Origin of the sequence: Microbacterium sp. NPDC087589 (assembly GCF_044743635.1) — a bacterium.
GTDB lineage: Bacteria > Actinomycetota > Actinomycetes > Actinomycetales > Microbacteriaceae > Microbacterium.
In genome coordinates this window covers 15971-41697 of the sequence record NZ_JBIUWV010000002.1, presented here as the reverse complement: position 1 = coordinate 41697, position 25727 = coordinate 15971, and the positions used below count along the sequence as shown (strand labels likewise).

Below are 25727 nucleotides of genomic sequence, written 5' to 3'. Positions count from 1 at the left end.
GCGACGCGGTTGCGGTCGCGATGGCCTGCGACGCGACCCGATTCACGCATCCGTGTCGCGCGGCAGCACGGTGAGTACGCGCTCGATGTGGTCGCGGAACTCGACCAGGTAGTCACGAAGGAACTTCGCCGTGCCCTCGTTCGTGACCGTGCCGTCATCGGAGAAGGTGTCGGGCGAGTACTGGATGTAGGCCTCGGGGGCGGTCATCTGGCGCGCGTTGCAGAAGCTCAGCACCCCGCGCAGGCTCTGCTGCGCGACCGCCGTTCCGATGGCACCCACTGACGCCCCGATCACCGCGGCGGGAATGTGGTCGAACGAGTTCTGGCCCCACGGCCGCGAGGCCCAGTCGATCGCGTTCTTGAGGCCGCCGGGGATCGAGCGGTTGTACTCGGGTGTGACGAAGAGCACGGCATCCGCCGAAGCGATGGATTCCTTGAGATCGACCGCCACAGCGGGGTAGTCGTCGTCGAAGTCCTGGCTGTACAGCGGCAGGTCTCTGATGGGTATCTCGAAGAACTCCAGATCATCCGGAGCCAGCCTGATCAGCGCCGTCGCGAGGATGCGGTTGATCGAGGTGGACGAGAGGCTTCCGACGAAATATCCGACCCTGTACGCCATGGCTGTTCCTCATTCCTGTAGTCGTGGGATCAGTCTCGTCGGGGCGCGTTGCCGAGTCCAGCCCCTTGTGCGACGAGAACGCCGCCGATCTTCGTCAGTCGCCGAACGCGGCGAGCAGCTCGGCGAAGTGGTCGAGGTCCTCGGCCGACCAGCGGCGGAGCCGCTCGCCGAGGCGCTCCTCGTAGCGAGAGCGAGCCAGAGCGACGCGCTCCTGCGCCAGCGCGGTCGCGACCAGCACCCGGGCCCGTCGATCATCAGGATCGGGGACGCTCTCGACCAGCCCGAGCTGCTCGAGCTGGCGCACGTGCCGGCTGACGGCTGACTTGTCGGTCTGCAGCCGCTCGATGATCGCCCCGGCCGACGTGGCCTTGCCGGTCGCTATCGATGTCAACACCTGGTATCCGAGAGGCTGCAGATCGGGATGCACAGTCTGCGCCGCTTCACGCCAGCTCACCCGGATGCGGGCGAAGAGCCTGCCCAGCTCGTGCTCGACTCTCGAGATCGCCTGGTCGATCTCGGCCGGACCGAGGGGATCGGCGCCTGCGGGATCTGCGGCGGGCGCACCCTCTCGGGTGGGTTCGTCGGGCGAGGCACTCATGGTCGCCAGCTTACGGCGAAGCCCCGCCGTCTCAGAGACGGCGGGGCTTCGATCAGATCATCGACTCGCAGATCGGCTGCGTGATCACTCGTCGAGCAGACCCGCGGAGGTGAGCCACTCCTCCGCGGCGGTCGCAGCCGACGCCTTCTCGTCTCCCTCGACCCGTTCGCGCAGATCGATCAGGTCATCGGTGGTGAGCTTCGCCGAGATCGCGTTGAGCACGTCTGCGAGCTCGTCGGTGTAGATGTCCTTCGAGAGCAGCGGGATGACGTTCTGCGCCGAGATCATGTTCTCGGGGTCCTCGAGGACGACGAGGTCTTCGGCCTTGATCGCCGGCGAGGTCGTGTAGATGTCCGCGACCTGAACCGTGCCGTCCACGAGCGCCTGCACCGTGTCGGGGCCGCCGAAGTCCTCGTAGGGGACGAATGTGACCTGGCCCGCCTCTACACCCACCCCATAGACGTCACGCAGGCCCGGGATGCCGTAGCCGAGTTCGCCGAACTGCGGGTTCGAGGCGAGTGAGAAGGGCTCCAGCGCCTTCAGGTCGCCGATCGCCTTCAGGTCGTTGTCCTCGGCGGTCTTCTTCGTCACCACGTAGGCGTCCTTGTCCTCGGCCGCAGCCGAGTCGAGCACCTGCAGGTCGTCTGCACCCACGGCATCGGGCAGCGCAGCGTCGACGTCCTCGGTCGTCCGCTCCTCGTAGGCCGTGTCGTAGTAGGCCAGCAGGTTGCCGTTGTACTCCGGGATGAGGTTGATCGACCCGTCCTGCAGAGCGGGGATCGTCTGCTGTCGCGGACCGATGTTGAACTTGGTCGACACGTCGAAGCCTTCGGCCTCGAGCGCCTGCGCGTAGATCTCGCCGAGGATCTCGCTCTCGGGGAAGGCGAAGGAGCCGACGATGATGGCGTCGCCCTCAGCAGCGTCACCACCCCCGGATGACGTCGGGTCGGCGGTCGCGCAGCCGGCGAGTGCGACGGTGGTGCTCACGGCGATCAGGCATGCTGCCAGCCGGGTCTTGCGGGCTCGAGAGGTCATGCGGGGATCCTTTCGTCGAGGTTCGGCGCCACGGCGGCATCCGACCTTTTTCGTTTCAGGCTGCGGGGCGGACGGGTCGACCGTCCCCGAGTGCGGGTGAGGCGCTGGAGAAGCGCGAAGACACCGTCGACGCTCAGCGCGAGAACGGTCACCAGGAGCGCTCCGCCCAGGATCACGGTGTAGTCGTTCAGGCCGATGCCGGACGAGATGATGCGCCCCAGGCCACCGAGTCCGACGTAGGAGGCGATCGTCACGGTCGCGATGACCTGCAGCGTGGCCGAGCGGATGCCGCCGATGATCACAGGCAGCCCGAGGGGGATCTCGACCTTGCGCAGGATCTGCATCTCGGTCATCCCGATCGATCGCGCAGCATCGATCGATTCGCGGCCGACGCTCTCGAGCCCGGCGTAGGCGCCGGCGAGCAGCGACGGTATCGCCAGCAGGACGAACGCGATGACGGACCCGACGAGGACGGCCGGGGTGGTGCTCAGACCGGAACGCAGCACCATGGTGAGGAAGAACAGGAGACCCAGCGTCGGGAGAGCGCGCATGGCGCCGGTGAAGCCGATCACGAACTGACGACCGTGCCCGGTGTGCCCGATGTAGAAGCCGAGCGGAAGAGCGATCAGCATCGCTATGACGAGCGAGACACCCGAGTAGAGGAGGTGCTCGACGAGTCGGTCGCCGATGGGCAGCGGGCTCTGCGAGCCCGGCACCCAGTTGGCGGGGTCGAGGATCCAGGCGATGGCGTCGAGGAAGAAGTTCATCAGATCCCCTCTCCCGGAGGTGCGAGCACCCGACGGATGCCGGCGCTGTCGGTCGCGGCATCGGCTCCGGGTTCCGCGTCCGTCGGATCGCCGCTCTTCGCACGCCCGTCCGCGGCGCGGCTCCAGGGCATGAGCACCCGCGCGATCGCCACCAGGATCAGGTCGAAGACGAGGGCGATGAGCAGACTCATGACGATGCCGACGACGACCTCCTCGAGGATGCCGCGCTGTTTGCCGTTCTGGAAGAGATAGCCGAGGTTCTCCGAGCCGATGATCACGCCCACCGAGACGAGGGCGATGGTCGACACGGAGACGACGCGGAGCCCGGCGATCAGCACCGGGCCTGCGAGCGGGAACTCGACGCGCCAGAACCGGCCGCCGCGCGAGAAGCCGATGGCCTTCGCCGACTCGATGATCGACCGGTCGACCGATCCGAAGGCGTCCGTCGCCGAGCGCAGCATGATCGCGACCGCATAGATCGTGAGCGCCACGACCAGATTCGTGTCATCGAGGATCCGGGTGCCGAGGATGACCGGCAGGATCACGAAGAGCGGCAGGGACGGGATCGTGTAGAGCAGGCTGCCCGTCGTGATGATGAACGTCCGGGCGACGCGGTTGCGACTGGCCACCCAGCCGAGCGGCACCGCGATCAGGAAGCCGAGGATGATGGGAACGATCGCCAGACGCACGTGGTTGATCGTCAGATCGAAGATCAATCCGAGGTTGGAGGCGATCCAGTTCATCCGACATACCGTTCTTTACGGTCTTGGGACGCCGAATCGCGAAGTCAAGACATTCGACTGAACCACAATATTTCGCGATCGACAACCCGGGCCGACACGTCGCGTGATCGGCCCGGGTCTTCGGTCAGACCTCGGCCAGCAGGCGGAAGACCTTGGATGCCGCCTGGATCTCGTCCGGCGTGAGCTCGGCCACGACCGTGCGCAGACGCGAGGCGTGGTCTCTGCGCAGTTCGGCCAGCACGGCACAGGCTGCCGGAGTCGGCGTCAGCACCCGCAGCCTCCCGTCCCGCTCGTCGGGCCGTGACGCGATCAGGCCGAGCTCCTCGAGCATCCGCACCTGCCGGCTGATGACCGATTTGTCCATCTCGAAGCGCTCGGCCAGCTCATGGGCATTCGCCGACTCGGCCCGTTCGATGAAGGTCAGCAGCTTGTACCCGCCGACCTGCAGCTCGGGATCGATGCGCGCCGCCGACTCCTTCCAGAGCGTCCTGGTCCTCGCGAAGATCAGGTTCAGATGCGTCTGCAGGTCGCCGAGCGCGGTGTCGACGTCGGCGGGCTCGACCGCCACGGGGGTGGCCATGTCAGCGCCTCGACTCCTGGTCGTCTCGCTCGAGCACGGTCACCGATCCGGTGGACGGTGAGGGGGAGTCGGTGCCGGAGAGCCGGATCGCTCCGGTCGACATCGAGGCGCCGACCTCTGCCTCAGAGACCTCGAGCACGGACTCCTCGGCCTGCTCGCGCAGCTGCTCGGCGGCGTTCTTCGTCGACAGGGGCTTGTTCTTGATGAACGCGATGGCGATGATGGCGATCACCGCGAGCGGGATGGCGATGATGAACGCGTCGGCGATGCCGTGGCCGTAGGCGCCCTCGACGAACGAGCGGATCGTGTCGGGGAGCTGCGTGACCTTCGGCACGTCGCCCGAAGCGAGGTGCTCCAGGGCGTCGACCTCTTCGGGCGTCGTCGGCGTGAAGCCGTCGAGCGCATCGGTGATGTAGTTCGCGACGCTCGTCGAGAGGGTCGCACCCATGACGGTCACACCGATGGTGCCGGCGATCGTGCGGAAGAAGTTGACGTTCGACGAGGCCGCGCCCAGCTGCTGAGGAGCGGTGTCGTTCTGCACGATGAGCGTGAGGTTCTGCATGACCATGCCGAGGCCGGCGCCGAGCACGAACATGTAGGTCGCCACCAAGGGGAACGGAGTGTCGTAGCGCAGCGTCGACATCAGGCTGACGCCCACCGTGGTGAGCACGGAGCCGGTGATCATCCAGCCCTTCCACTTGCCGAAGCGGCTCACGAGCTGGCCGATGATGATCGATGCACCCATCTGCCCGATGATCATCGGGATGGTCATCAGCCCCGACTCGGTGGGTGTGGCACCGCGCGCGAGCTGGAAGTACTGGGCGAGGAACACCGACGTCGCGAACATCGAGACGCCGATGGCGATGGAGGCGACGACCGACAGCGTGAACGTGCGGTTGCGGAACAGCGACATCGGCACGATCGGTTCCTTGACGAAGAACTCGACGGTGATGAAGCCGGCGATCGCGACACCAGCGATGACGGCGAGCATGATGCTGGTCGACGAGTCCCAGTCGAACTCGCTGCCACCCATCGAGACCCAGATGAGCAGGGTCGAGACGCCGACGGCGAGCAGGACGATGCCGAAGTAGTCGATCGAGACCTTGCTGTCTCGCTGCGGCTTGGGCAGGTGCAGAGTGAACTGCAGCAGCACGAGGGCGAGGATCGCGAAGGGCACGCCGACGAAGAAGTTGGAGCGCCAACCCCACACGTCGGTGAGGAGTCCGCCGAGCAGCGGGCCGCCGATGGTGCCGAGGGCCATGATGCCGCCGACGACGCCCATGTACTTGCCGCGCTCGCGCGGCGAGATGATGAGGGCGACCGCGATCATCACGAGCGACATCAGTCCGCCGACGCCGATGCCCTGGATCACGCGGACCGCGATGAGCATGTTGGTGTCGGTCGAGAAGCCGGCGATCACGGTGCCGACGGTGAAGATGATGAGAGACAGCTGCACGAGGATCTTGCGATCGACGAGGTCTGCGAGCTTGCCCCAGATGGGCGTCGAGACGGCGGTCGCCAGCAGGCTGGCCGTGATGACCCAGGTGTACTGCGACTGGGTGCCGCCGAGGTCGGCGATGATGACGGGCATCGAGGTCGACACCACGGTTCCCGAGAGCACGGCGACGAACATGCCGACGACGAGGCCCGAGATCGCGGTGAAGACCTCGCGAGGCGAGCGCGTCGCCTCGGCTGAAGAGGTGTGAGAGGTGTTGGTCACAGTGGAGTGCTCCTGCGTAGAAAGTTGATAAGAGTCAACTATACGCCTATTGGTTGCGAAAGTGCAACTGTAGACCGGGAGCAACCATCTGCCACCCGCCACCGCAGGAAACTGCCGCGTGTCACATGCGGGCGTAGCGCGCGCGGGCGAAGCAGAACAGGCCGTAGAGGGCGAGACCGGCGCCGACGACCCACAGGATGACCGCACCGAACGGCAATCCGGCCAGGGCGCGCAGCGCCGCGTCCAAGCCGCCGGCGGTCTCGGGGTCGTGCGTGAGCGCCGCGATGACGAAGAGCACGCCGGCAACCCCGACCGCGATGCCCTTGGCGACGTAGCCGGCCACTCCGAACGCGGTGATGCCCGAGCGCGCCTTCGCCGACGGCACGGAGAGGTGCTCCATGAATGCGCGGGTGATTCCACGCACGATGAAGGCGATCCCGACTGCCGCCACCCCGAGTCCGACCAGCACGAGGAGCACGACACCCGCCGGTGCCGCCAGCAACTGTGCACTGAACGACTGCGAAGACTCGGACGACTGCGACTGGCCACCGAGCGCGTAGACCAGCGCCGTCGCGCCGATCGCCAGGTAGGCGACGGCCGTGCCCACGAACTTCGCCCGGTGCGCCCACATCTTCTTCGTGTCGGGATCACGCTCGACGACGGCCTCGGCGATCTGCCAGATCGCGAGTGCGAACAGTCCGAGCACGATCAGCCAGAGCAGGAACACCCCGGCGGGCGACTCCTGGATCTGCTGCAGTGCACCGCCCTGGTCGGCGTTCTTACCACCGCCGCCCGTGGCGATCGAGATCGCGATCCCGCCGATGAGGATGTGCAGGATGCCGAGCACGACGTAGCCGACGCGAGCGAGCACGCGGAAGGCGGTCGAGTCCTGGGCGGCCCTCGCGGTGGAGGCGGCCGAGTCGCGAGTGTTCATGGGTTCACGGTGCTTTCGATCGGTTCTTCGGAGATGTCTGAGGTTGTGCGGTCACGAGCCAGGCGACGAGCGCGTGTCGCCTGGATGCAGGCCCAGACGAACGTGGCGACGGCGACGCCCTCGAGCATCCCCGCGACCACATCGCTGAGCCAGTGGGCATGGAGGTAGGTGCGACTCCACATCATGAGTGCGATCCATGCGACACCTACGGCCCACACCCAGCGGCGTCGGAGCACGAGTCCGAGGATCACCACGACCGTCGTGGCGACGGCGGTGTGCCCCGAGGGGAAGGAGGTCGCGACGCTCTCTGCGAGCGAGTCGGCGGGGCGGGTGCGGCCGATCACCGCAGCCATGGTCGCTCCGATCGCGACCACGGTGACCATCGCGATCGCCAGTGTCACGGCATCCCATCGCCGCCCGCGCCACAGGAACGCGGCGATCAGCAGCACGCCGACCACGATCATCCCGATCGTGCCGCCGACGACAGCCGGCACCCACGCCACGACGAGCCAGGCGTCGCTGCTCAGCGCTGCCATGAGGTCGTGCCACCAGATATCGACCGCGAGAGGTTCATGACCACCGAGGGCCACCACGGCCCGCAGCACGACGAACGCGAGGGTCGCTGCGGCACCGACGACGATCGCGCCGGTGCCGCGCTGCGCCTCGGTCATTCCCGGATCAGGCGAGGGGCTCGTTGTCGCGAATGCTGCGGCGGGTCACACGCTCGCCGGTCGCGGGATCGACAGCCGTGCGGTCGACGGTCTCGGTGCGCCGATTGCGCATCATGAAGATGAGGCTGATCAGGAAGACGACGACTCCGGCGCCCATGAGGATGTAGCCGATCAGATCGAGATCGACGTAGCCGCCGGTGTCGATGTTGAGTGCGAAGACGAGGATCGCTCCGATGACGAAGAGCGCGATTCCGCTTCCGATGCCCATGTGTCCATTCCTCTCCGGGTCCGCGTTCGCGGACTCGCGACGACCAGAATAGGGTCAGCGCAGATTGAGTCAATGGCCGTGGACACAACCGGCATCCCGTGATATGGATGGGAACGATGACCGATCTCGAACGCCGCGCCGGCATCTTCGCCGCACTCGCCGATCAGACGCGCCTGCGCATCGTCGACCTGCTCACGCTCGGAGATCTGTCCTCCTCCGAGATCGGGACGGCTCTCGACCTCCGCTCCAACCTCATCGCGCACCATCTCGGAGTGCTCGAATCGGCGCAGATCGTCGCCCGCACCCGCTCGGAGTTCGACCGCCGACGCAGCTATATCGGGTTGCGCCCGGAGGTGTTCGACACGCTCGCACCGCCCAGCGTCGTCCCGCCTCGCCGTGTGCTGTTCGTGTGCACCGCGAACTCCGCGCGCTCGCAGCTCGCCGAGGCGATCTGGCGAGACATGAGCCCGGTGGCGGTCGCCTCGGCAGGGACGAGACCCGCTGAGAGGGTGAACCCCGAGGCCACCGCGACGGCTGCTCGACACGGGCTCATCATCGACGCCGATCAGCCGACCCGCCACCTCGACGAGGTGCGCACCGACGGAGACCTGGTCATCACGGTGTGCGACGACGCCCATGAGCGACTCCACGACAGCGACGATCTGCACTGGTCGATCCGCGACCCCGCCCGGACAGGCACGCCCGCCGCCTTCGACGCCGCCTTCGACGCTCTCGTCCAGCGCATCCGCGCCTTCTCCTCTCGCCTCGTCGCCGCCTGAGCCGATGTCCGCGGTGCGTGCGACGATCTGCACGTCGACGGGAGAACAGGATGCGGGGCGAAGCGACCGTGCTGCACGCCGACCTCGACGCGTTCTACGCCTCGGTCGAGCAGCGCGATGCCCCCGAGCTGCGCGGCAGACCCGTCATCGTGGGCGGCGGGGTCGTGCTGGCTGCGAGCTACGAGGCCAAGGCACGCGGGGTGCGCACGGCCATGGGCGGGCGTCAGGCACTCGAGCTCTGCCCGGATGCGGTGGTCGTCGCTCCGCGCATGGAGGCGTACTCGGCCGCGAGCCATGACGTGTTCGCGATCTTCCGCGACACGACGCCGCTCGTCGAGGGGCTCTCGATCGACGAGGCCTTCCTCGAGGTCGGGGGCCTCCGGCGCATCATCGGCACACCGGAAGAGGTCGCCGTGCGTCTGCGCGAGCGGGTCCGCACCGAGGTCGGGTTGGCCATCTCGGTCGGCGTCGCGCGAACGAAGTTCCTCGCGAAGGTCGCGAGCGCCGTCAGCAAGCCAGACGGTCTGCTCGTGGTCGAACCCGAGCGTGAAGAGGAGTTCCTGCTCCCCCTGCCGGTCGAGCGGCTGTGGGGCGTGGGCGCCGTCACCGCCGAGAAGCTGCAGCGCTACGGCATCCGCACCGTCGGACAGCTGGCGGAGCTCGAGTCCGCGAGCGCCGAGCGGATGCTGGGCAAGGCCGCCGGCGCACACCTGCACGCCCTCGCACGTCTGCGGGATCCTCGTCCGGTCGACACGACCCGACGACGGGGATCCATCGGCTCGCAGCGCGCGCTCGGCCGAGGCCCGCGCTCGGCCGAGGAGCTCGACCTGATCCTGACGCAGATCGTCGACCGGCTCGCGCGTCGGCTCCGCGACGGCGACCGGGTATGCCGGTCGGTGGTGCTGCGGCTGCGCTTCGGCGACTTCGCGAAGGCCACCCGATCACGCACGCTCGGGTCCGCCACCGATCGCACAGCCATCCTGCTCACCGTCGCTCGCACGCTGCTCGCCGCCGCCGGGCCCGAGATCACGGAGCGCGGCATCAGTCTGATCGGACTGTCACTGTCGCACCTCGATCATGCAGACCGCGTGCAGCCCGAGCTGCCGATCGACTGGGGCGATGAAGAACAGCTCGACACGGTGCTCGACACTCTGCGCGACCGGTTCGGGGCGACGTCGGTCTCGCGTGCGGCGCAGATGGGCCGCGATCCGGGGTGGTCGACCCCGCTGCTCCCCGAGCACGAGTGACCGAACGGACCGGGAGTCGCGCGGGCAGCAGCAGCCGCGTCTCTAGCCGAGCTCGTAGGCAGTGTCGTCCGGCATCTCCACCGGAGCACCCGTGGGCGATTCGACGCCGCGAGTGAGTGTGCGCAGCCGCTCGACCAGCTCGGGGTCTTCGAGTTCAGGGCCTGTGCCGGGCATTCCTTTGGCCACGATCTGGCTGGCGGGCCCGATCAGGAATTTCGCCGTGACGACAGCGCCATCCGGCTCCTGCACGGGAATCTCCACGAGCTCGGCGCGCACTTCTTCGCCCAGCGCGCGCCCGTAGGCCAGCAGCGCATCCGCGATGTCGTCGCCCGTCAGATACGCGTCGCCGCCATAGATGATCGTCTGCATCGTTCTGTTCTAGAGCAGTTCGCGCTGATGCGTCCGCCCCTTGCCCTGGTGCGATGCGACTGATAACGATGTGCGATCGGAGCCCGCGCGCCTCGTAGGGTGGAGTGCATGGCAGATCAGAAGACGATGATCCAGACGGAGATCCGGGCCGCCGGGGTGACCTATCCCCTCGCCCAGGACCAAGACCTCGACGGACTGAAACGCCGCATCGAAGAAGCGCTCACCACCGCCGGCACCTTCGTCGACTTCGTCGTCGTCGGCAACCGCCAGGTGAGCCTCCTGATCACGCCCCACTCGCAGGTGGCCATCACTGTGGCGACGGTGCTCTTCGACGCCCGCGACACGGGAGACGTCGACTTTCCCTTCGGCGGCCACTACGACCTGCTCTGACCCGGGGACGGCCAGGGTCAGACTGACTCAGAGCTGGTCGAGCACGAGTTCGCCCCGCGAGTTCAACTGATCCATCATCCGGGCGACCCGCGAGGGGTCGATCGCCTGCACAGTGGGCTGGTCGAACTCGAACACCAGCGGGATGGCGGGGTGCACCCAGATGGTCAGTCGACCCGATGAGGCATCCGGCTTCGACAGCCAGGTCATCATGAAGCTCTCGTTGCGACGCAGCTTCGTGCCGATCACGATCTTGACGTGCGCCAAGGTCGCGTCCTCGATCTCGATCGCCGGTCGCGAGCTGTTGTACTCCAAATTCCCCATGTGAGAACCTTACGCCGAACAGAACTCGCCTGGACCGCCCCATCCGCCGACCCATGCCTCCACGCGGGGGTCTGAGCGCAGGAGGTGGACCCCGTTCGCGTCGATCGTTCGTATCTCGAAACCCTCGACGGTGCCCCACCTGACGGCTCGACGCATCGCTCGCCGCGAGCACAGCACTCCCAGAGACGAGCCCTCGGCGTCGACGAGATCGACCGTGCCGACATCGCCCGCGCCGAGACCCGCGACGCACTCGACGATCCAGGCCTGCTCGAGCACCACGACCGGTCGCTCGAGCTCCCAGATCACCCGGGCGTCGAGCTGCTCCTCCTCGACCACGATGCGTGGGTCCCCCTCAAGGGTGGTCACCATCGTGTCGAGCAGCACCCGCGCCAGCGGGAACGCGGCGAGGATCGAATCCACCGCGACGAACAGCGCCTCAGGGGTGTGCGTCCCGCGCAGCCTCACCACGAGGTCGGGCACGTCCGACAGCAGACCTCGTGGGGCGGAACCGCCGACCGGAATCGACGAGACGAGCCTCATGGTCTGGACGTTCGCACGCTCGAGTCCCGAACCGCTGCGCTCGGCCCACTCGGGTCCGTCGTGCCATGCCACGGCCGTCGGGACGTGGGCCAGCACGGCGCCCGCCTGCCACATCCGGTGCGCCCACTCCCAGTCCTCGCCCCCATAGGTCGAGAAGGACTCGTCGAATCCGCCGGTCTCGTCGAAAAGGCGCCGCGAGCAGGCGATCACCGCGCCGATGACGAAACGGTACGACCGGTCGTCGGCTTCGAGCAGATCGCGGCTTCGGGCGTACTCCTGCGCGAGCCACGCCGGCTCGGGGAGCTCACGGCCGATCACCGCCTCGAGCACGGGCGCCTCCGGGGCGGTGCCAGAGAAGTCGGCGTGCCGGCGGCGTCCGACCGTGACGGCCTCGGGGAGCAGAGCCGGAAGTCGGGTGAGCGCTCGCACATAGCCGGGTTCGGGGGCGGTATCGGCATCGAGGAAGCAGAGCACGTCGCCACTGCTCGCACGCACACCGAGATTGCGCACGGTCGCGAGACGGAAGCCCCGGTCTTCCTGTCGCACGAGGATCACGCCGTCGGGCACGCGGACGTCGCCCGCAGAACCGTCGTCGGCGACCACGATCTCGAGAAGCTCGGGCGGATAGTCCTGTGCAGCGAGCGCTGACAGGGTACGAGCGAGCTCCGCCGGCTGCTCGTAGTGAGCGACGATCACCGACACCTTCGGCAGAGTCTCGGGGTCGACGCCGTCGAGCGTGTCCCACCGGTTGCCGACGACCCAGGGTCGCCGCGTCACCGGGCCAGCCCTCCCCACCAGCGCACGTACGCCTCGGCCGCCTCGGGCCACGCCATCGGCAGGCTCGTCAGCCCGTGCCAGGTCGACTCCGGGTGTTCGAAAGCCTGCCGCACCGCCACCGCGAGCTCGGGTTCATCGACCGTCTGCAGAGTGCCGGGCCGCAGCGTCGCCATCTCGTCCATGTAGCGGTTGCTCACCGCGACGGGTCGCCGACCCCACCCGATCCACGACGCCAGGGAGCCGGATGCCGACACATGACGATGTGCGATCACCGGCACCGACACAGCGCGTCCCCGTCGCGCGATCTCCGCGTCGTCGAGCCAGCCCGTCACCTCGACGTCGACCCCGAGCGCACCCGCACGGCGGACGAACTCCTCGAGCTCGGCGGCATGCCCGTCCGAGGCGCGGCCGAGAATCGTCATCCTGCCGATGCCCGCGTGCGCCGCCGCTCGGGCCGCCTCATCGTGCCCCTTGCCGGGGTAGAAGTAGCCGAGCACTCCGACCGACCCGTCTGCCGGCATCCGTGGCGCGGCGGTCTCGAGGTCCACCGGCAGAGGGATGCTCACGGCCGGGCCCGACCAGACCCCCTCTTCGTGAAGCAGCGCATGCTCGTGTTCGCTGTTGACGGCCACCCCTCGCGCCGCCGCAGCCACGGCCGCATAGGCCGCGCGTCGGCGAGGCAGATTGCGCTCGCCGTCCGACGCCTGCGGCACGTCGTGCAGGGTGACGCTGACCGTTCGACGCGCGGCGAGCGCGCCGAACGCCCGCGACGCCTGCTCTGGCGAATCACCCCACAGACGATCCGTGAAGTGCACGTGCAGCGCGGCATCAGCCGGCGTCGCATCCAGATCGGCCGCGTCGATGGTCCGGATCAAGGGTTCCTGCGCGCGCACTGCCGAGGCCATCTCTCGCCCGTACATCGCGACGCCGTGGGTGCCGGGGTGCACGAGCAGCAGCGGAGCGGCGCTCACCGCGCCCGCCACACGTCGAGCAGAGGAGCAAGGCGCGTCAGGGCGGCGTCGACGAACTCGGGGTGGGCGGCGTACCACTCGAGGTGCGCCGCCCGCACCTCTGCATCGTCGATCCGTGCGCCGTCGACGATCCAGTGCGCGCGCGGCTCGTCGGGCAGCGCCCACGCCTCGACGACTTCGGGATGCAGCGGCGCCCGTACCGAGTTCAACAGCGGCCGGCCGGGGTCGGTCGGCCCGCCTTCGTGACCGAGTGCCGCGAGCACGCGAGCACCCAACGGCATCCACACCGCGTCACCCGGGTGGTTCACGGTGCGCGCGTGATCGGCCGTGACCGAGTCGAATAGATCGGAGACCCGCACGTCGGCGCTCTGCTCGCGCACGCGCAGCGTGTCGATCGAGGACTCCCCCACGTCACGCACCCGGTCTGGGGTCAGCGCGGCGACGACGGGGATGCCGGCGGCGGCAGCGAGCGTGCGGATGTCGTGATACGCCACGATCGGCGGGTCGCCCTCGACGTCGGGCACGCGGATCGCGGCCTGGAAGGGATGCAGCCCTGCGAAGCGCACCGGGGGCACGGTCAGCACTCCGGCATCGGTCGCTCGGGCGATCTGTCGCGTGCCGAGCGGCAGATCGCGATAGTCGTCGCGGATCGGCTGGCTCACGACGGTGTCGGCGGCGCGGACGACCTCGTGCAGCCGCGCAGCGTCGTCGGCGGTCATCTCGTGCACGGCCGGAACGCGCACGAAGCGGTGCTCGGGAGCATCCATCACCATGCGCAGCGATTCGGCCTGGCAGTTGCCGAGCACGACGCCGAAACTCTCGGGAAGCGGCGTGAGCCCGTAGAACTCCGAGTAGTGCCTGCGACGCGCTAGCACCGGAGAGCCATCGGGCGCAATGGCCGTGCGCAGTTCGGGGGCATGGCTCATGATTCGAACGTACCCCCTCGATCGCATCTGATCGTGCGTCCCCATTGCTGCGCGGTCACCTCCGTTTTGCGATGCCCGCACGTCGTGCTGTGCCCGCCAACGGAGAACCACATCCTCATCGAACCTGCCCTCATTCGCGTCGCCTCGATTCCGGCCGCCCACCCGTACGTGCGTGCGATCACCGACACCCAGCGTGTGCGTGTGCTGCCCGACCCTCCTGTTCCGGGGGCGCCCGCCGATGTGTGGTGGCCACCGGTCGCGCTCACCTCGACGTGGCTCGACTCACACGGTGCGGACTTCGACGTGCTGCACGTGCACTTCGGTCTCGAGTCGTTCGCGGCCGACGAGTTGCGCGAGGCTCTCGAGACCGCGCACCGGCTCGGCCGTCCCGTCATGTACACCGTGCATGACCTGGAGAACCCGCAGCTCGTAGATCAGCGACCCTACCGGGAACTGCTCGATGTGATCATCCCGTCGGCCGATCACCTCGTCACGCTCACCTCGACCGCGGCCGCGGAGATCGAACGGCGGTGGCGCCGCAGCAGCCGCGTGCTGGCGCACCCCACTCTGCTCGACGGCGCCGCAGTGCCCGAGAGGACGGTCGACGAGACCCTGCGGATCGGAATCCACCTGCGAGACCTGCGCCCCAACATCGCCGCCGAGCGGGCGGTCCGCGCGGCCGCGGACGCCGCCACACTGCTCGCACAGACGGGGCGGGCCGTCGAGTTCGAGGTGCTGATGCACGAGCGCGTCCGCGATGACGCCGCGGCCACGCGCGTGGCCGCTGTCGCCGCAGAGCACCCTGCGGTGCGGGTGCGACGCACTCCGCGGCTCAGCGACGCGGGCATCGATGCGTGGATCGGAGGACTCGACCTCTTCGTCCTTCCTTACCTGCACGGCACGCATTCGGGATGGGTCGAGCTCTGCTACGACCTGGGGGTCCCTGTGGCCGGCACGGACGTCGGGCACATCGGGTCGCAGCATCCGGATGATTTCTTCGTCATCGACCTCGACGATCCGCAGACGCTCGTCGAGGCAGTGGCGCTCGCCTCCGACGCGCGCGCCACATCACCTCGCGCTTCGCTGGTCGACCGGCGACGCTCTGAGAGAGTGGCCGAGCGGGAGACCGTGCGCGACGCGCACGCCCGGCTCTACGCCACCGCGTGCGCCGAGATCTCGACGGGGGCCCGCGCGTGATCGCTCGCGAACGGTTGCGGGTGCTCGTCGTGGCCCCCGAACGTCACGCCCTGCGCCAGCCGCACGCCGGTGGCTTGGAGGCAGTGGTGTGGAACCGCGTCCGTTGGCTGCGCAGCCGGGGCCACGACGTGCAGCTCTGTGCGGCAGAGGGATCGGACTTCCTCGGCGCCGACATCGATCTGCACCTGCCGAGCCCCCGCTGGCATCGATCACGGGATGCGTCGGACACCGACTTCCCCGAGGGACACCGCCGGCTCATGACCGACGCCTTCGCCCGGGTGCGGGATCGGCTCGACTCCCCCGAGACCCGCGTCGACGTCGTCGACAATCACAGCCTCCACGGGGATCCGATCCTCTGGAGCCGCGACATCGGGGTGCCGGTCGTCACCACGCTGCACACGCCGCCCCTCGCCGACATGGTGATCGCCTCGAACGCGCTCGCCGGCTCGTCGCCGCATCGGTTCCTCGCGGTCAGCCAGTACACCGCTCGGGCCTGGTCGGCCGAGGGCGTCGAGGCGTTCGTCTTCACGAACGGCGTCGACGCGGCGCAGTGGAGCCTGGGCGCGGGAGGCGGCGACTGGGTCTGGTTCGGACGGATCGTCCCCGAGAAGGCCCCGCACCTCGCCATCATCGCCGCCCGACGCGCTGGCGCCCGCCTGAAGCTCGCGGGCCGAGTGGGCGACGCCGCGTACTTCGACCGGGAGGTGCGTCCGCTCCTCGGCGGCGGCATCGACTATGTCGGCGCGCTGCGACAGCCCGAGCTCTCAGCACTCGTGGGGGCCGCATCGGTCGCTCTCGTGACCCCGGTGTGGTCGGAGCCCTTCGGTCTCGTGATGGCCGAGGCGCTCATGACCGGCACGCCTGTCGCCGCGTTCGACTCCGGCGGCACCAGCGAGGTGCTGGCCGGAATCCCCGGCACGGCCATCGTGCCCTCCGCCGACACGGATGCTCTCGCCCACGCCGCAGCGGCGCTGGTCGGGCAATCGCGGCTCGGGCTGTCTCGTCGGGTCGTGCGCGAGGCGGCCGCCGCTCGCCACTCGCTCGACCACAGGCACCGCGAGATCGAGCGGGTCCTCACCGTCGCCGCGCAGAGCGCGGTGCCTGCCCACGAGCTCGCAGAGGCGGTCGGCGCATGATCGGCTGGTACGTGCATCATCACGGCTGGGGCCATGTGACCCGGATGCAGGCGATCCGCCCGCATCTCGGCGACGAGGTGACGGTGTTCTCGAGCCTCCCCGAGCCCGAGTCGTCGGCTCCGGGGACGACCTGGGTGCAGCTGCCCTCCGACTCCGACGCGGTGATCGGGCCCGACGGCGTGCGCCGCGAGGCGCGCGAGCTCGGCGATGTCACAGCCGGAGGCACGCTGCACTGGGCACCCGTCGGGCACCCGGGCCACCAGGCTCGTCTCGCCGCGATCGCGGAGTGGGTGGCGATCCACCCCACCTCCGTCTTCGTCGTCGATGTCAGCGTGGAGGTCACGATGCTCGCTCGTCTGCTGGGGGTGCCGACGATCTCCGTCGCGCAGCCGGGTGATCGCACCGACGCTCCGCACCGTCTCGGGTATGACCTCGCCGACCGCATCCTGGCACCCTGGGCTGCGGGCACGATCCCCGCGAAGGCCCTGGCCGGTCGCGAAGATCGCGTCCGATCGGTGGGCGCGATCTCGCGCTACGACGGCCGTGCTCGCACCGATGCGGACGACGGCGTGCGCCGCGTGCTGTTCCTCGGTCTCGCCCTCGATCCGCCGCGGCTCGCACAGACGATCGAGCTGCTGAGCGCAGACGGGTGGGCCGTCGCGAGCGCAGGGGCCGGACGGGACGATCGCGTCGACGACGTGTGGCCACTGCTGTGCCGGGCCACTGTCGTCGTGAGCGCGGCGGGTCAGAACAGCATCGCCGACCTCGCGGCGGCGGATGCCCGAGCCGTCGTCATCGCTCAGGAGCGCCCCTTCGACGAGCAGGAGGACATGGCCCGCGTGCTCGCAGCGCACGGCCTCGCGCAGACCCTCTCGGCCGATGCGACGCCCGCCGCGGTGGTCGACAGCATTCGACGAGCGGCCGACACCGCGCCCCGCTGGGACCTGTGGCAGGTGGCGGGCGCCGGCGCACGTGCCGCGGCCGCGATCGAGGAGCTCGCGCGATGACCACCCGCATCGCCGTCATCACCCCCGCGTCGGTGAACCGTCTCGACCACCTGCAGCGCCAGCGCCGATTCCTCGACGCCGTGCGCACAGCGGGCATCGACGTCGTGCGTGTCGAGGCATCGCTCGACCTCGACGCACCGCCCGCCGCACCGTCACCCCTGAGCGTGCACGTGCCGCCGGGTCGCGACGGCATGCGCGTCGGCGCGGCGCGCAACGCGGCCGCCGCCCTCGCGCTGGATCACGGCGCCGACCTGCTGGTGTTCCTCGATGTGGACTGCCTGCCGGGGCCGGCACTGCTCGAGAGATACGCCAGCGCAGCACAGGCATACCCGCACGACCTGCTCTGCGGACCGGTGACCTACCTGCACAGCGTGCAACGCCCGTCGACCCCGCTCGAGCTCGAGGCCATGACCCGGCCGCATCCGGCTCGTCCCCTGCCGCCAGAGGGCACAGTGGTGACGGCGACCGATGACGAGTTCGACCTGTTCTGGTCGCTGTCGTTCGCGGTGACCGCTGAGACGTGGAGGCGGCTCGGCGGCTTCGACGAGGCATACGAGGGGTACGGTGCCGAAGACACCGACCTCGGCCGACGGGCTCGGTCGCTCGGCATGCGAGTGCAATGGGTCGGCGGCGCGCACGCCTACCACCAGTGGCATCCGGCCGGCTCTCCGCCGTGGCGCCACCTCGACGACATCCTGCGCAACGGTGCCCTGTTCGCCGAGCGCTGGGGCGAGTGGCCGATGCGCGGCTGGATAGACAGCTTCGTCGAGGGCGGTGCGGTCGAACCCCACGGCGACGGATACCGCCGCATCCCGTCTCGCCGACGTGACAGCTCAGCTGCGCTCGGCGAGGTTCCGCCTGGCTAGGACAGCAGCAGCGGCAGCAGCGACACGACGAGCCCCGCGAACCCGACGCCGGCGAACACGATCCCCAGAGTCAGGATGACGCGCCGTGCGTGGGGCGGCTCGCCGACCCGCGCATGGGCGGGGTTGTTCGCGCTGACCACGCCCTCGGCCCAGCCGTCGTCTGCGTCAGCGGCGGCGGACTCACGCCTGGTCAGCGGCCGCTCGTGGAAGTCGCCGCCGGCGAACCAGCGTCCGATCAGCGAACCGTCGCGCTCGATGACGGCGATCTCGACGGGCAGCCATGCTCCCTCGACAGTGCGGATGAGAAGCGCCAGCAGAAGCAATGGCAGACCGACGCCGAGGCCCACCCACGAGAGCACCTCACCGACGAGAGCGAGAGTGTCGATGAGCTGCATCACCCCATCGTAGAGAGTGCCGCCCACCCTCAGCGGCGAATCCGTTAACCACTGCGCGCCCCCGGCGCAAGGCCCTCTGCGCACTCGCCTGTCTCGCCTATCCTCGCCCACGAGGGGAAGGAGAGCCGTGAGGACTCACATAGAGATTGACGGCAGAAGCTTCGTGCTTCAGGACGATCAGCCCCTGAACCAGGTCATGGACGAGATCGAGGCCGCCGCGTCCTCGTCGCCGACATTCGTCACCCTGTCTGCGGAGGGCCGGAGCCTCAGCGTGCTGATCCGTTCGACGACCCGGGTGGTGATCTCGGTAGAGAAGGACGAGCACGTCGAGTCGGACCAGAGCGCGTGGGACCTTCCGTTCGACGAATGGGAGCTGTGACGTGGACGAACCGTGGCTCGTCATGAACCCGGCACGGCAGAAGGAGTGACGGTGAAAGGTGTCGCCAGGGCGTTCCTGCTCCGACTGTCCAAGCGTGTGTGGGCTCGCGCCGCGCTCGTCACGGCGATCTCGATCGTCTTCGTGCTCGCCGCCGGCTGGGTGGGCAGGGTGCTCCCGTTCCGCGTGATCATCGATCTCGGTCAGGATTCGGTGGGATCGATCCTGCAGATCATCGCGAGTTCGATGCTTGCGGTGACGACGTTCTCGATCACGGCCATGGTGACCGCCTACTCTTCGGCCGCGACGACTGCGACTCCCCGAGCGACGCAGCTTCTGGTGGAGGACACCACGTCACAGAACGCCCTGTCGACGTTCGTCGGCGGGTTCACCTTTTCGCTCGTCGGCATCATCGCGCTGTCCACGGGGTATTACGGCGATCAGGGGCGCACGATCCTGTTCCTCGGCACACTCGTCATGGTGGCGGTCATCGTGGTGACTCTGCTGCGCTGGATCGCGCACCTGTCGAACTTCGGGCGGATGGGCGACATCATCGATCGCGTCGAAGCAGCGGCATCCGAGGCTCTCGGCGCCTATGCCACCTCCCCGACGCTGGGGGCGCGGGCAGCACCCTCGGGCGAGGTCCGCGGCGAGCGCATCCCTTCGTCCGAGTCCGGCTACGTCACCTTCGTCGACGTCGAGGCGCTCGAGACGACTGCCTCCCGGCTCGGACGCGACATCCACATCTCAGCCCTCGCCGGAAGCTTCGCCGACACGGTCGCCCCGCTCGCGGTCGTCGTCGAGGCCAGCGCCGCCTCTGCGGGCACGCTCGGCTCCGACGCCCTCGACGACGCGACTCGCGAGGCGATCCTCGGCGCCTTCCGCATCGAGCCGCATCGTACCTACGAGCAGGATCCCCGGCTCGGTGTGATCGCGCTCGCCGAGATCGGCAGCCGGGCTCTCTCGCCTGCCACCAACGACCCCGGTACTGCGATCGAGATCGTCGGCGCTCTACAGCGCGTGCTGTCGAAGACTCTGCGCACCGAACCCGATACAGAGGTGAAGCACCCCCACGTGCGCATCCGCCCCATCGAGTGGGACGACCTCGTCGTCGACGCATTCCGACCGCTCGCGCGCGACGGTGCCGGCATGATCGAAGTGCAGATCAGATTGCAGAAATGTCTCGCCTCTCTCGCCGCGACCTCGCCGCAGCACGCCGCGGTCTTCGAGGGCGCGGCAGATCATGCGTTGCGCAGGTCGGTCGCGGAACTCGACACCGCTGATGCGGCAGCGCTCTCAGACGTCCACGCCCGATTCAGGAGGTGACGCCGCCCATTCCGCGGTCTCGGCGCTCACGGCGGTCGCGAACTGCGATCGAGAACTCTGTGCAGGCGAGTGCGGCCGCGATCCGGCTCAGCGCGAAACCCCGACTCACCCACATCCGGTAGACGGCGCAGGAATCTCGACGTGGCTATTCATTTCATTGAGTGGCACGTGTATTTTACTAGTCAGAAGCTAGACACAAGAGGTCCGGGAGACACGCGGAGCCAATCGTCAGAGTTGTCGCTTCGGGGAGGCTCTCGTGAGCGAACAGTCCACCCGCACCGTGGAACGGGCGCTCTCGCTCCTCGCCAACGTGTGCGAGACGGGAAGCACCACTCTCGCGGATGCGTCCAGGGCAGTAGAACTGCCGCCGAGCACGGCGCTGCGGCTGCTTCGCACACTCGAGTCCAGCGGCTTCGTGCGGCGCGACGACGAAGGCAGCTATCGCGCCGGCTCCCGGCTGATGCAGCTCGGCGCGCGGGCCCTCGGCCACGAGTCACTCATCGACGTGTGCCACGAAGAGATGGTCGGGCTCGAACAGGCGACCGGTGAATCGGTCTATCTGAGTGTCGAAGGACACGCGGCATCCGCCCTCTACATCAGCATCGTCGAGGGATCCCACTCCGTCCGGCATTCGAACTGGGTCGGTCGCACCATCCCTCTCGAAGGCTCCGCGGCCGGACTCGTCTTCCGCGGTGAGACGCCCCCCGCAGGCTTCGTGGTCGTCGAACGGGGCATCGAGCGCGACGTGACCGCCATCGCATCACCCATCTCCACGGGGGAACGCATCGTGGCCGTCATCAGCATCCTCGTGCCGAGCTACCGGATGACCGAGAAGTCGTCCCAACAGTGCGGCGCGCTTCTCGCGACCGCCGCCCGCCGCTTATCGGCCGGGCTCACCGACGGAACCGCCCTCTAGGAGCAGTCATGATCAGATTCAAGAACGTCACCGAGGTCTACGGCGAGGACGCGGCCGAGATCGCACGCCAGCGCGGCCTCCGGGTTCCCATGTGGGAGGGAGCGTGACCGAGTTCGATGCACTCCAGCTTCTCCGAGAGATAGAAGACGTCGGCCGAGACGGGCGACGGGGCGGGTACTCGCGGCATGTGTTCGACGACGCCGAACGCGACCTTCGCGACTGGTTCGTCGAACGCGCTCAGCGGCTCGGCCTGCGGGTCACCACCGACCGCAATGCCAATCTGTGGGCCTGGTGGGGAGAGCCGGGGCCCGATGCCTTCGTCACGGGCAGCCATCTCGATTCCGTGCCCGGCGGCGGCGCGCACGACGGCCCTCTCGGTGTCGTCAGCGCGCTGGCCGCCGTCGAGCGCCTCAGAGCCGGCGGATTCGTGCCGAGCCGCCCGTTCGCGGTGGTCGTGTTCGCCGAAGAGGAGGGTTCGCGTTTCGGCGTCGCGTGTCTGGGATCGCGCCTTCTCTCCGGCGCGATGACCCCCGACCGCCTGGCACAGCTGACGGATGCCTCGGGACAGCGATACATCGATGTCGCACGCGACGCATCGCTGCCCGACCCCGGCTACGACGCCGAGGCGCTCTCGCGCATCGGGGTGTACGTCGAACTCCACGTCGAACAGGGCAAGGGACTGATCGACCTCGGCAGCCCCGTCGCGGTCGGCTCGTCGATCCTCGAGCACGGTCGGTGGCGCATCGACGTGCGCGGCCAGGGCAATCACGCCGGTACCACCGAGATCGCCGATCGCCACGACCCGATGCTTCCGGCTGCGGCCGCAGTGCTCGCCGCGCGGCGGGCCGCTCTCGTGCGTATCGGTTCGCGGGCGACGATCGGCCGTCTCGAACCGATGCCCGGTGGCACCAATGTCATCGCGTCTCGGGTGTCGGCCTGGATGGATGTCCGCGCCGATTCCGGAGCGGATACTCGCGACATCGTCGACGAGGTGCGGGCCGCGGTCGTCGAAGCGGCCGCCGCCGAGGGCTGCGAGGCGTCCGTGATCGAAGAGTCGTACAGTGGCGAGGTTCTCTTCGACCCGCAGCTGCGCGACCGCATCGCCACGACCCTCGGCGGCGTTCCCGTTCTCCCCACCGGAGCGGGCCACGACGCGGGCGTCCTCGCGGCGCACGTGCCGACGGCGATGCTCTTCGTGCGCAACCCGTCCGGCGTCTCGCATGCTCCCGAAGAGGGCGCCGACGATGCGGCCGTGCAGGCCGGCGTCGACGCCCTCGTGCGGACCATCGAGGATCTGTCATGAGGGTCTGGGCCGCTCGGCTCGTCCGTGCGGGCACCATCGAGCGTGGAGTCCTGTGGGAGACGGATGCCGCGGGGCTGGTCGTCTCGGAGGCCACCGGCACAGCGGCTCCGGCGGATGCCACGATCCTCGAGCTCGCGGCCCCCGGTTTCGCCGACGCGCACTCGCATGCCTTCCACAGGGCTCTTCGCGGGCGCACTCACGAGTCCGGGTCTTTCTGGACGTGGCGAGAGCTCATGTACCGAGCAGCGGGGCGGCTCGATCCCCCGACGTATCGAGAGTTCGCCGCCGCAGTGTTCTCCGAGATGGCCGTATCGGGATGGACGGCCGTCGGGGATTTCCACTACGTGCATCACCGCCCCGATGGGACCTCCTACGCCGACCACGCGATGGAGATGGCCCTCGCCGAGGCCGCAGTCGACGCCGGCATCCGTCTGGTCCTGCTCGACACCTGCTACCTCGCGGGAGGCATCGGGGCACCCCTCACCCCGGAACAGGCGCGTTTCGGCGATGGAGATGCCGACGCGTGGCTCGCACGGTGGCACTCGTTGCGCGAAGCCCTGGCCGACAGGTCCGAGCTCGTCACGCTCGGCGCGGCGCTCCACTCGGTGCGCGCGGTGCCCCGCGATGCCCTCGCGCACATCGCCCGCGAACTGCCCGAGGACGTGCCGCTGCACATCCATCTGTCGGAGCAGCCTGCCGAGAACGCCGACTGCATCGCCGCGCACGGCCTGACCCCGACGGAGCTTCTTGCCGAAGAAGGAGTGCTCTCCCGGCGCCTCTCTGTCGTGCATGCGACTCACCTGACCGACACCGACATCCGCCTGCTCGGAGACGCAGGGGTGCACGCCGTGTTCTGCCCCACGACGGAGGCGGATCTCGGCGACGGCATCGGCCCGGCCGTCGAGCTGATCGCGGCGGGGGCCAGACTGGCGGTGGGCTCGGATCAGAATGCCGTCATCGACCCGCTGCTCGAGCTTCGGGGCCTCGAGGCCGGTGAGCGACTGCGTTCGCTGCGCCGCGGGCGCATCGCGCCGGCATCCCTCTGGCATATCGGCTCGGCCGGCGGCTACGGGTCACTCGGTCTCGCCGAACCGGCGCGTCTGGGAGGTCCACTCGACCTCGTCGAACTCGACCCGAGCTCGATCCGCACCGCGGGCAGCAGAGTGGAACAGCTGCCGTTGACCGCGACCAGCGCAGACGTCACCCGCACGATCGTGGGTGGCCGCACCCTGACCCACGACGAGAAGGCGGTCGCAGAGCGCCTGCACCGGTGCATCGCCGAGCTGTTCGAGGAAGGCTGATCGCCTGCCGCCCGGTGCGGGGTTCGCACCGTGGTTGGGCGCTCCCCTTTCCCGGCTTTCGCGCCTACCCCGCGGCGGACTCGCGCACGCGGAACCACAGGGTGAGCTCCATGATCGCCCGGCCGATCATGTCGTGGTCCCCCACGCGGAGGTCGTCGAAGGAATCGCGGTATCCCGTCAGCATCCTCGGCTCCGGGGCGACGAGGGACTGATAGCCCATCGTCCACTCGGCGAAGCGCCGCTCATGCAGCGGCTCCTCGATCAGCACACGTACGTCGGCGTGACGGGGATCTCGTCCGATGGTCTCCATCAGACCCTCCACGTCCGACCTGGCGCCTTCGAGGATCTGGACGAACTCACCGCCGCGGTAGAGCAGCATGCCGGTGATGTCGCGAGCGCTGTTCCGGGCGCGGCTCACTGCCAGGAGGTCGGCGAGCTCCTGTTCGCTGAACGGGTGTGTCGCGCTGCTGCAGTAGACGAGCGACACGAGCGGGTTCTCCGGAGTCATCCGGCATCCCCTTCCCGAGTCGTCACCGCGGCCATCGCGCGGTGGTGGTCGGCATAGTCGCCGATGGAGCGCGAGACGGCATCGAAGGCACGCCACATGCCATCCGCCTGACGGTCGACGTAGCCGAGGAACGACCCGTCCCGGCTGCCCACGTAGAAGCCGTCGGCCACGCTCGCCCACAGGGGTCGAGAGGCGAGCGGCGATTGATCACCCATGCCTTCAGCGTACCTTCGCGTTCAGAGGCGGGCCCGGCACAGGATCATCCTCGAGATGTACGCCGCTACCTCGCCCGCCCGATGTCGGCGCGGCCCGCGTCGACCAGGCTGGAACGTATGAACGCACGAACGGTTTTCGCCGCCTCCGCCCTGGTCCTCCTGGGGGTGACCTCTCTCGCCGGATGCTCCGCCTACGACAGCATCGTCCACAAGCAGGCCACGTCGACCTTCGACGACGTCGATGCCTTCGACGACGGGGCCGAGGTCGATGCCGGCTGGATCCCGGCCGACGCCACCGAGATCACCGTGCGGACGTCGACGATCGAGACCGCCGCGGACGCCGTCGTCCTGCTTTCCAGCGAATCCGCGCTCGCCGACGACTGCACCGAAGTGGAACGACTGTCGGCGCCGACCTGGGTGCTCGATGATGCTCCCGATCCATACAAGGCGAAGACGGTCTTCGCCTGCGGCGACTGGAGCGTCATGAGCACTGACAGCGGCTGGTTCGGCTGGACCCCGAACTCGGACGAGGAACGGAGTGCTGCGGATGCGGATGTGGATGCGGGCTGAAGATCGAGGTGTCGTTCGCCCTCTGGGAGGATGAACGACATGATCACGATTCACCTGCGCTACGAGATCGACCCCGACAAGCTCGACGACTTCACCGAGTACGGACGCGCGTGGATCCGGCTGGTGGCGAAGCACGGAGGAACCCACCACGGCTACTTCCTGCCGAGCGAAGGCGACAGCGACGAAGCGTTCGCGCTGTTCACGTTTCCCTCCCTGGCTGAGTACGAGATCTACCGCACGGCCTCGAAGGCCGACCCCGAATGCATCGAGGCGTTCGAACTGGCACGCAGGACTCAGTGCATCCGCCGATACGAGCGTCGCTTCCTCAGCCCCGTCTTCTCCGTCGACGCCGACTGA

The 25727-nt window shown here is 68.6% G+C and carries 32 protein-coding genes; 14 read left to right on the top strand and 18 right to left on the bottom strand.

Annotated features, from left to right (window positions below; genetic code table 11):
- Window positions 1-42: 42 nt before the first annotated feature.
- The 10 genes from ACIOU8_RS06130 to ACIOU8_RS06085 form a co-directional block, all read right to left on the bottom strand.
- A complete protein-coding gene (locus ACIOU8_RS06130) occupies window positions 43-618 on the bottom strand; it encodes an NADPH-dependent FMN reductase (protein ID WP_400787067.1) in 576 nt (191 codons plus the stop codon).
- A gap of 94 nt (window positions 619-712) precedes the next feature.
- Window positions 713-1216: a MarR family winged helix-turn-helix transcriptional regulator gene (locus tag ACIOU8_RS06125; protein ID WP_400787064.1), complete on the bottom strand. Its 504-nt coding sequence runs from the start codon at window positions 1214-1216 to the stop codon at window positions 713-715.
- Window positions 1217-1300: 84 nt separating this feature from the next.
- Window positions 1301-2251, bottom strand: coding sequence for an ABC transporter substrate-binding protein (locus ACIOU8_RS06120; protein WP_400787061.1), 951 nt, complete (start codon window positions 2249-2251; stop codon window positions 1301-1303).
- On the bottom strand, window positions 2248-3018 hold the full coding sequence (locus tag ACIOU8_RS06115) for an ABC transporter permease (RefSeq protein ID WP_400787058.1): 771 nt from the start codon (window positions 3016-3018) through the stop codon (window positions 2248-2250). Before ACIOU8_RS06115 ends, ACIOU8_RS06120 begins: the two co-directional genes overlap by 4 nt.
- The gene (locus tag ACIOU8_RS06110) at window positions 3018-3761 is read right to left on the bottom strand and encodes an ABC transporter permease (protein WP_400787055.1); all 744 of its coding nucleotides are present in this window, start codon (window positions 3759-3761) and stop codon (window positions 3018-3020) included. Before ACIOU8_RS06110 ends, ACIOU8_RS06115 begins: the two co-directional genes overlap by 1 nt.
- 124 nt (window positions 3762-3885) lie before the next feature.
- A complete protein-coding gene (locus ACIOU8_RS06105; RefSeq protein ID WP_400787052.1) occupies window positions 3886-4341 on the bottom strand; it encodes a MarR family winged helix-turn-helix transcriptional regulator in 456 nt (151 codons plus the stop codon).
- Between the two features lies 1 nt (window position 4342).
- Entirely contained in the window at window positions 4343-6061 is a 1719-nt protein-coding gene (locus ACIOU8_RS06100; protein ID WP_400787049.1) for an MDR family MFS transporter, read from the bottom strand.
- Between the two features lie 121 nt (window positions 6062-6182).
- Complete coding sequence (locus tag ACIOU8_RS06095) at window positions 6183-6995, bottom strand: DUF1206 domain-containing protein (RefSeq protein WP_400787047.1); 813 nt, start codon at window positions 6993-6995, stop codon at window positions 6183-6185.
- On the bottom strand, window positions 6992-7666 hold the full coding sequence (locus ACIOU8_RS06090; protein ID WP_400787044.1) for a phosphatase PAP2 family protein: 675 nt from the start codon (window positions 7664-7666) through the stop codon (window positions 6992-6994). The genes ACIOU8_RS06095 and ACIOU8_RS06090 overlap by 4 nt, the downstream gene beginning before the upstream one ends.
- 7 nt (window positions 7667-7673) lie before the next feature.
- Entirely contained in the window at window positions 7674-7934 is a 261-nt protein-coding gene (locus tag ACIOU8_RS06085) for a DUF6458 family protein (RefSeq protein ID WP_400787041.1), read from the bottom strand.
- Window positions 7935-8050: 116 nt separating this feature from the next.
- Between ACIOU8_RS06085 and ACIOU8_RS06080 the strand changes: the two genes are divergently transcribed.
- Window positions 8051-8713, top strand: coding sequence for an ArsR family transcriptional regulator (locus tag ACIOU8_RS06080; protein ID WP_400787038.1), 663 nt, complete (start codon window positions 8051-8053; stop codon window positions 8711-8713).
- A gap of 50 nt (window positions 8714-8763) precedes the next feature.
- The gene (gene dinB / locus ACIOU8_RS06075; protein WP_400787035.1) at window positions 8764-9960 is read left to right on the top strand and encodes a DNA polymerase IV; all 1197 of its coding nucleotides are present in this window, start codon (window positions 8764-8766) and stop codon (window positions 9958-9960) included.
- A 42-nt stretch (window positions 9961-10002) separates the two neighbouring features.
- Here dinB and ACIOU8_RS06070 read toward each other — a convergent pair whose 3' ends face one another.
- Window positions 10003-10329: a hypothetical protein gene (locus tag ACIOU8_RS06070; protein ID WP_400787032.1), complete on the bottom strand. Its 327-nt coding sequence runs from the start codon at window positions 10327-10329 to the stop codon at window positions 10003-10005.
- A gap of 108 nt (window positions 10330-10437) precedes the next feature.
- On the opposite strand from ACIOU8_RS06070, the gene ACIOU8_RS06065 reads away from it, so the two are divergent.
- Window positions 10438-10719 (top strand): hypothetical protein, encoded by a 282-nt coding sequence (locus ACIOU8_RS06065; protein WP_400787029.1) that lies wholly within the window; start codon window positions 10438-10440, stop codon window positions 10717-10719.
- A 27-nt stretch (window positions 10720-10746) separates the two neighbouring features.
- Here the strand turns inward: ACIOU8_RS06065 and ACIOU8_RS06060 are convergent, their stop codons facing one another.
- Genes ACIOU8_RS06060 through ACIOU8_RS06045 form a run of 4 tightly spaced genes read right to left on the bottom strand, consistent with a single transcriptional unit; the run spans window position 10747 to window position 14254 of the window.
- Window positions 10747-11040 (bottom strand): hypothetical protein, encoded by a 294-nt coding sequence (locus ACIOU8_RS06060; protein WP_400787027.1) that lies wholly within the window; start codon window positions 11038-11040, stop codon window positions 10747-10749.
- A 9-nt stretch (window positions 11041-11049) separates the two neighbouring features.
- Entirely contained in the window at window positions 11050-12357 is a 1308-nt protein-coding gene (locus ACIOU8_RS06055; protein WP_400787024.1) for a glycosyltransferase family 2 protein, read from the bottom strand.
- Window positions 12354-13328 (bottom strand): hypothetical protein, encoded by a 975-nt coding sequence (locus tag ACIOU8_RS06050; RefSeq protein WP_400787022.1) that lies wholly within the window; start codon window positions 13326-13328, stop codon window positions 12354-12356. Before ACIOU8_RS06050 ends, ACIOU8_RS06055 begins: the two co-directional genes overlap by 4 nt.
- Window positions 13325-14254, bottom strand: a complete 930-nt coding sequence (locus ACIOU8_RS06045) for a WcbI family polysaccharide biosynthesis putative acetyltransferase (protein WP_400787018.1) — start codon at window positions 14252-14254, stop codon at window positions 13325-13327. Before ACIOU8_RS06045 ends, ACIOU8_RS06050 begins: the two co-directional genes overlap by 4 nt.
- Before the next feature lie 84 nt (window positions 14255-14338).
- Here ACIOU8_RS06045 and ACIOU8_RS06040 point away from each other — a divergent pair, with 84 nt between their 5' ends.
- Genes ACIOU8_RS06040 through ACIOU8_RS06025 form a run of 4 tightly spaced genes read left to right on the top strand, consistent with a single transcriptional unit; the run spans window position 14339 to window position 18460 of the window.
- Window positions 14339-15451 (top strand): glycosyltransferase, encoded by a 1113-nt coding sequence (locus tag ACIOU8_RS06040; RefSeq protein ID WP_400787015.1) that lies wholly within the window; start codon window positions 14339-14341, stop codon window positions 15449-15451.
- On the top strand, window positions 15448-16587 hold the full coding sequence (locus ACIOU8_RS06035; protein ID WP_400787012.1) for a glycosyltransferase: 1140 nt from the start codon (window positions 15448-15450) through the stop codon (window positions 16585-16587). The genes ACIOU8_RS06040 and ACIOU8_RS06035 overlap by 4 nt, the downstream gene beginning before the upstream one ends.
- Window positions 16584-17594 (top strand): glycosyltransferase, encoded by a 1011-nt coding sequence (locus ACIOU8_RS06030; protein ID WP_400787009.1) that lies wholly within the window; start codon window positions 16584-16586, stop codon window positions 17592-17594. The genes ACIOU8_RS06035 and ACIOU8_RS06030 overlap by 4 nt, the downstream gene beginning before the upstream one ends.
- Window positions 17591-18460, top strand: coding sequence for a galactosyltransferase-related protein (locus ACIOU8_RS06025; protein ID WP_400787006.1), 870 nt, complete (start codon window positions 17591-17593; stop codon window positions 18458-18460). The genes ACIOU8_RS06030 and ACIOU8_RS06025 overlap by 4 nt, the downstream gene beginning before the upstream one ends.
- Here ACIOU8_RS06025 and ACIOU8_RS06020 read toward each other — a convergent pair.
- The gene (locus tag ACIOU8_RS06020) at window positions 18457-18855 is read right to left on the bottom strand and encodes a hypothetical protein (protein ID WP_400787004.1); all 399 of its coding nucleotides are present in this window, start codon (window positions 18853-18855) and stop codon (window positions 18457-18459) included. The genes ACIOU8_RS06025 and ACIOU8_RS06020 overlap by 4 nt on opposite strands.
- A gap of 163 nt (window positions 18856-19018) precedes the next feature.
- Here ACIOU8_RS06020 and ACIOU8_RS06015 point away from each other — a divergent pair, with 163 nt between their 5' ends.
- The 5 genes from ACIOU8_RS06015 (at window position 19019) to ACIOU8_RS05995 (ending at window position 24077) form a co-directional block, all read left to right on the top strand.
- Window positions 19019-19234 (top strand): hypothetical protein, encoded by a 216-nt coding sequence (locus ACIOU8_RS06015; RefSeq protein ID WP_400787002.1) that lies wholly within the window; start codon window positions 19019-19021, stop codon window positions 19232-19234.
- A gap of 51 nt (window positions 19235-19285) precedes the next feature.
- Window positions 19286-20557, top strand: a complete 1272-nt coding sequence (locus ACIOU8_RS06010; protein ID WP_400786999.1) for a DUF2254 domain-containing protein — start codon at window positions 19286-19288, stop codon at window positions 20555-20557.
- 256 nt (window positions 20558-20813) lie between these two features.
- Window positions 20814-21473 carry an IclR family transcriptional regulator gene (locus ACIOU8_RS06005; protein WP_400786996.1) on the top strand — a complete coding sequence of 220 codons (660 nt, stop codon included), beginning with the start codon at window positions 20814-20816 and terminating at the stop codon, window positions 21471-21473.
- Between the two features lie 103 nt (window positions 21474-21576).
- On the top strand, window positions 21577-22776 hold the full coding sequence (locus tag ACIOU8_RS06000; RefSeq protein WP_400786994.1) for an allantoate amidohydrolase: 1200 nt from the start codon (window positions 21577-21579) through the stop codon (window positions 22774-22776).
- The gene (locus tag ACIOU8_RS05995; protein ID WP_400786992.1) at window positions 22773-24077 is read left to right on the top strand and encodes a formimidoylglutamate deiminase; all 1305 of its coding nucleotides are present in this window, start codon (window positions 22773-22775) and stop codon (window positions 24075-24077) included. Before ACIOU8_RS06000 ends, ACIOU8_RS05995 begins: the two co-directional genes overlap by 4 nt.
- 64 nt (window positions 24078-24141) lie before the next feature.
- Here ACIOU8_RS05995 and ACIOU8_RS05990 read toward each other — a convergent pair whose 3' ends face one another.
- A complete protein-coding gene (locus tag ACIOU8_RS05990) occupies window positions 24142-24585 on the bottom strand; it encodes a BLUF domain-containing protein (RefSeq protein ID WP_400786989.1) in 444 nt (147 codons plus the stop codon).
- Window positions 24582-24800 (bottom strand): hypothetical protein, encoded by a 219-nt coding sequence (locus ACIOU8_RS05985; protein WP_400786986.1) that lies wholly within the window; start codon window positions 24798-24800, stop codon window positions 24582-24584. Before ACIOU8_RS05985 ends, ACIOU8_RS05990 begins: the two co-directional genes overlap by 4 nt.
- A gap of 117 nt (window positions 24801-24917) precedes the next feature.
- Between ACIOU8_RS05985 and ACIOU8_RS05980 the strand changes: the two genes are divergently transcribed.
- Window positions 24918-25370, top strand: a complete 453-nt coding sequence (locus ACIOU8_RS05980) for a hypothetical protein (protein WP_400786983.1) — start codon at window positions 24918-24920, stop codon at window positions 25368-25370.
- A gap of 39 nt (window positions 25371-25409) precedes the next feature.
- Complete coding sequence (locus ACIOU8_RS05975; protein WP_400786981.1) at window positions 25410-25727, top strand: NIPSNAP family protein; 318 nt, start codon at window positions 25410-25412, stop codon at window positions 25725-25727.

Bases quoted from the DNA above. Each gene is read 5' to 3' on its own strand.
- ACIOU8_RS06060 (WP_400787027.1), bottom strand. From the start codon at position 11,040: ATGGGGAATTTGGAGTACAACAGCTCGCGACCGGCGATCGAGATCGAG.
- ACIOU8_RS05985 (WP_400786986.1), bottom strand. From the start codon at position 24,800: ATGGGTGATCAATCGCCGCTCGCCTCTCGACCCCTGTGGGCGAGCGTG.
- ACIOU8_RS06120 (WP_400787061.1), bottom strand. From the start codon at position 2,251: ATGACCTCTCGAGCCCGCAAGACCCGGCTGGCAGCATGCCTGATCGCC.
- dinB (WP_400787035.1), top strand. From the start codon at position 8,764: ATGCGGGGCGAAGCGACCGTGCTGCACGCCGACCTCGACGCGTTCTAC.
- ACIOU8_RS05995 (WP_400786992.1), top strand. From the start codon at position 22,773: ATGAGGGTCTGGGCCGCTCGGCTCGTCCGTGCGGGCACCATCGAGCGT.
- ACIOU8_RS06080 (WP_400787038.1), top strand. From the start codon at position 8,051: ATGACCGATCTCGAACGCCGCGCCGGCATCTTCGCCGCACTCGCCGAT.
- ACIOU8_RS06105 (WP_400787052.1), bottom strand. From the start codon at position 4,341: ATGGCCACCCCCGTGGCGGTCGAGCCCGCCGACGTCGACACCGCGCTC.
- ACIOU8_RS06095 (WP_400787047.1), bottom strand. From the start codon at position 6,995: ATGAACACTCGCGACTCGGCCGCCTCCACCGCGAGGGCCGCCCAGGAC.
- ACIOU8_RS06090 (WP_400787044.1), bottom strand. From the start codon at position 7,666: ATGACCGAGGCGCAGCGCGGCACCGGCGCGATCGTCGTCGGTGCCGCA.
- ACIOU8_RS06125 (WP_400787064.1), bottom strand. From the start codon at position 1,216: ATGAGTGCCTCGCCCGACGAACCCACCCGAGAGGGTGCGCCCGCCGCA.
- ACIOU8_RS06115 (WP_400787058.1), bottom strand. From the start codon at position 3,018: ATGAACTTCTTCCTCGACGCCATCGCCTGGATCCTCGACCCCGCCAAC.
- ACIOU8_RS06065 (WP_400787029.1), top strand. From the start codon at position 10,438: ATGGCAGATCAGAAGACGATGATCCAGACGGAGATCCGGGCCGCCGGG.
- ACIOU8_RS06130 (WP_400787067.1), bottom strand. From the start codon at position 618: ATGGCGTACAGGGTCGGATATTTCGTCGGAAGCCTCTCGTCCACCTCG.
- ACIOU8_RS06085 (WP_400787041.1), bottom strand. From the start codon at position 7,934: ATGGGCATCGGAAGCGGAATCGCGCTCTTCGTCATCGGAGCGATCCTC.
- ACIOU8_RS06110 (WP_400787055.1), bottom strand. From the start codon at position 3,761: ATGAACTGGATCGCCTCCAACCTCGGATTGATCTTCGATCTGACGATC.
- ACIOU8_RS06070 (WP_400787032.1), bottom strand. From the start codon at position 10,329: ATGCAGACGATCATCTATGGCGGCGACGCGTATCTGACGGGCGACGAC.
- ACIOU8_RS05990 (WP_400786989.1), bottom strand. From the start codon at position 24,585: ATGACTCCGGAGAACCCGCTCGTGTCGCTCGTCTACTGCAGCAGCGCG.
- ACIOU8_RS06025 (WP_400787006.1), top strand. From the start codon at position 17,591: ATGACCACCCGCATCGCCGTCATCACCCCCGCGTCGGTGAACCGTCTC.
- ACIOU8_RS05980 (WP_400786983.1), top strand. From the start codon at position 24,918: ATGAACGCACGAACGGTTTTCGCCGCCTCCGCCCTGGTCCTCCTGGGG.
- ACIOU8_RS06020 (WP_400787004.1), bottom strand. From the start codon at position 18,855: ATGCAGCTCATCGACACTCTCGCTCTCGTCGGTGAGGTGCTCTCGTGG.
- ACIOU8_RS05975 (WP_400786981.1), top strand. From the start codon at position 25,410: ATGATCACGATTCACCTGCGCTACGAGATCGACCCCGACAAGCTCGAC.
- ACIOU8_RS06030 (WP_400787009.1), top strand. From the start codon at position 16,584: ATGATCGGCTGGTACGTGCATCATCACGGCTGGGGCCATGTGACCCGG.
- ACIOU8_RS06045 (WP_400787018.1), bottom strand. From the start codon at position 14,254: ATGAGCCATGCCCCCGAACTGCGCACGGCCATTGCGCCCGATGGCTCT.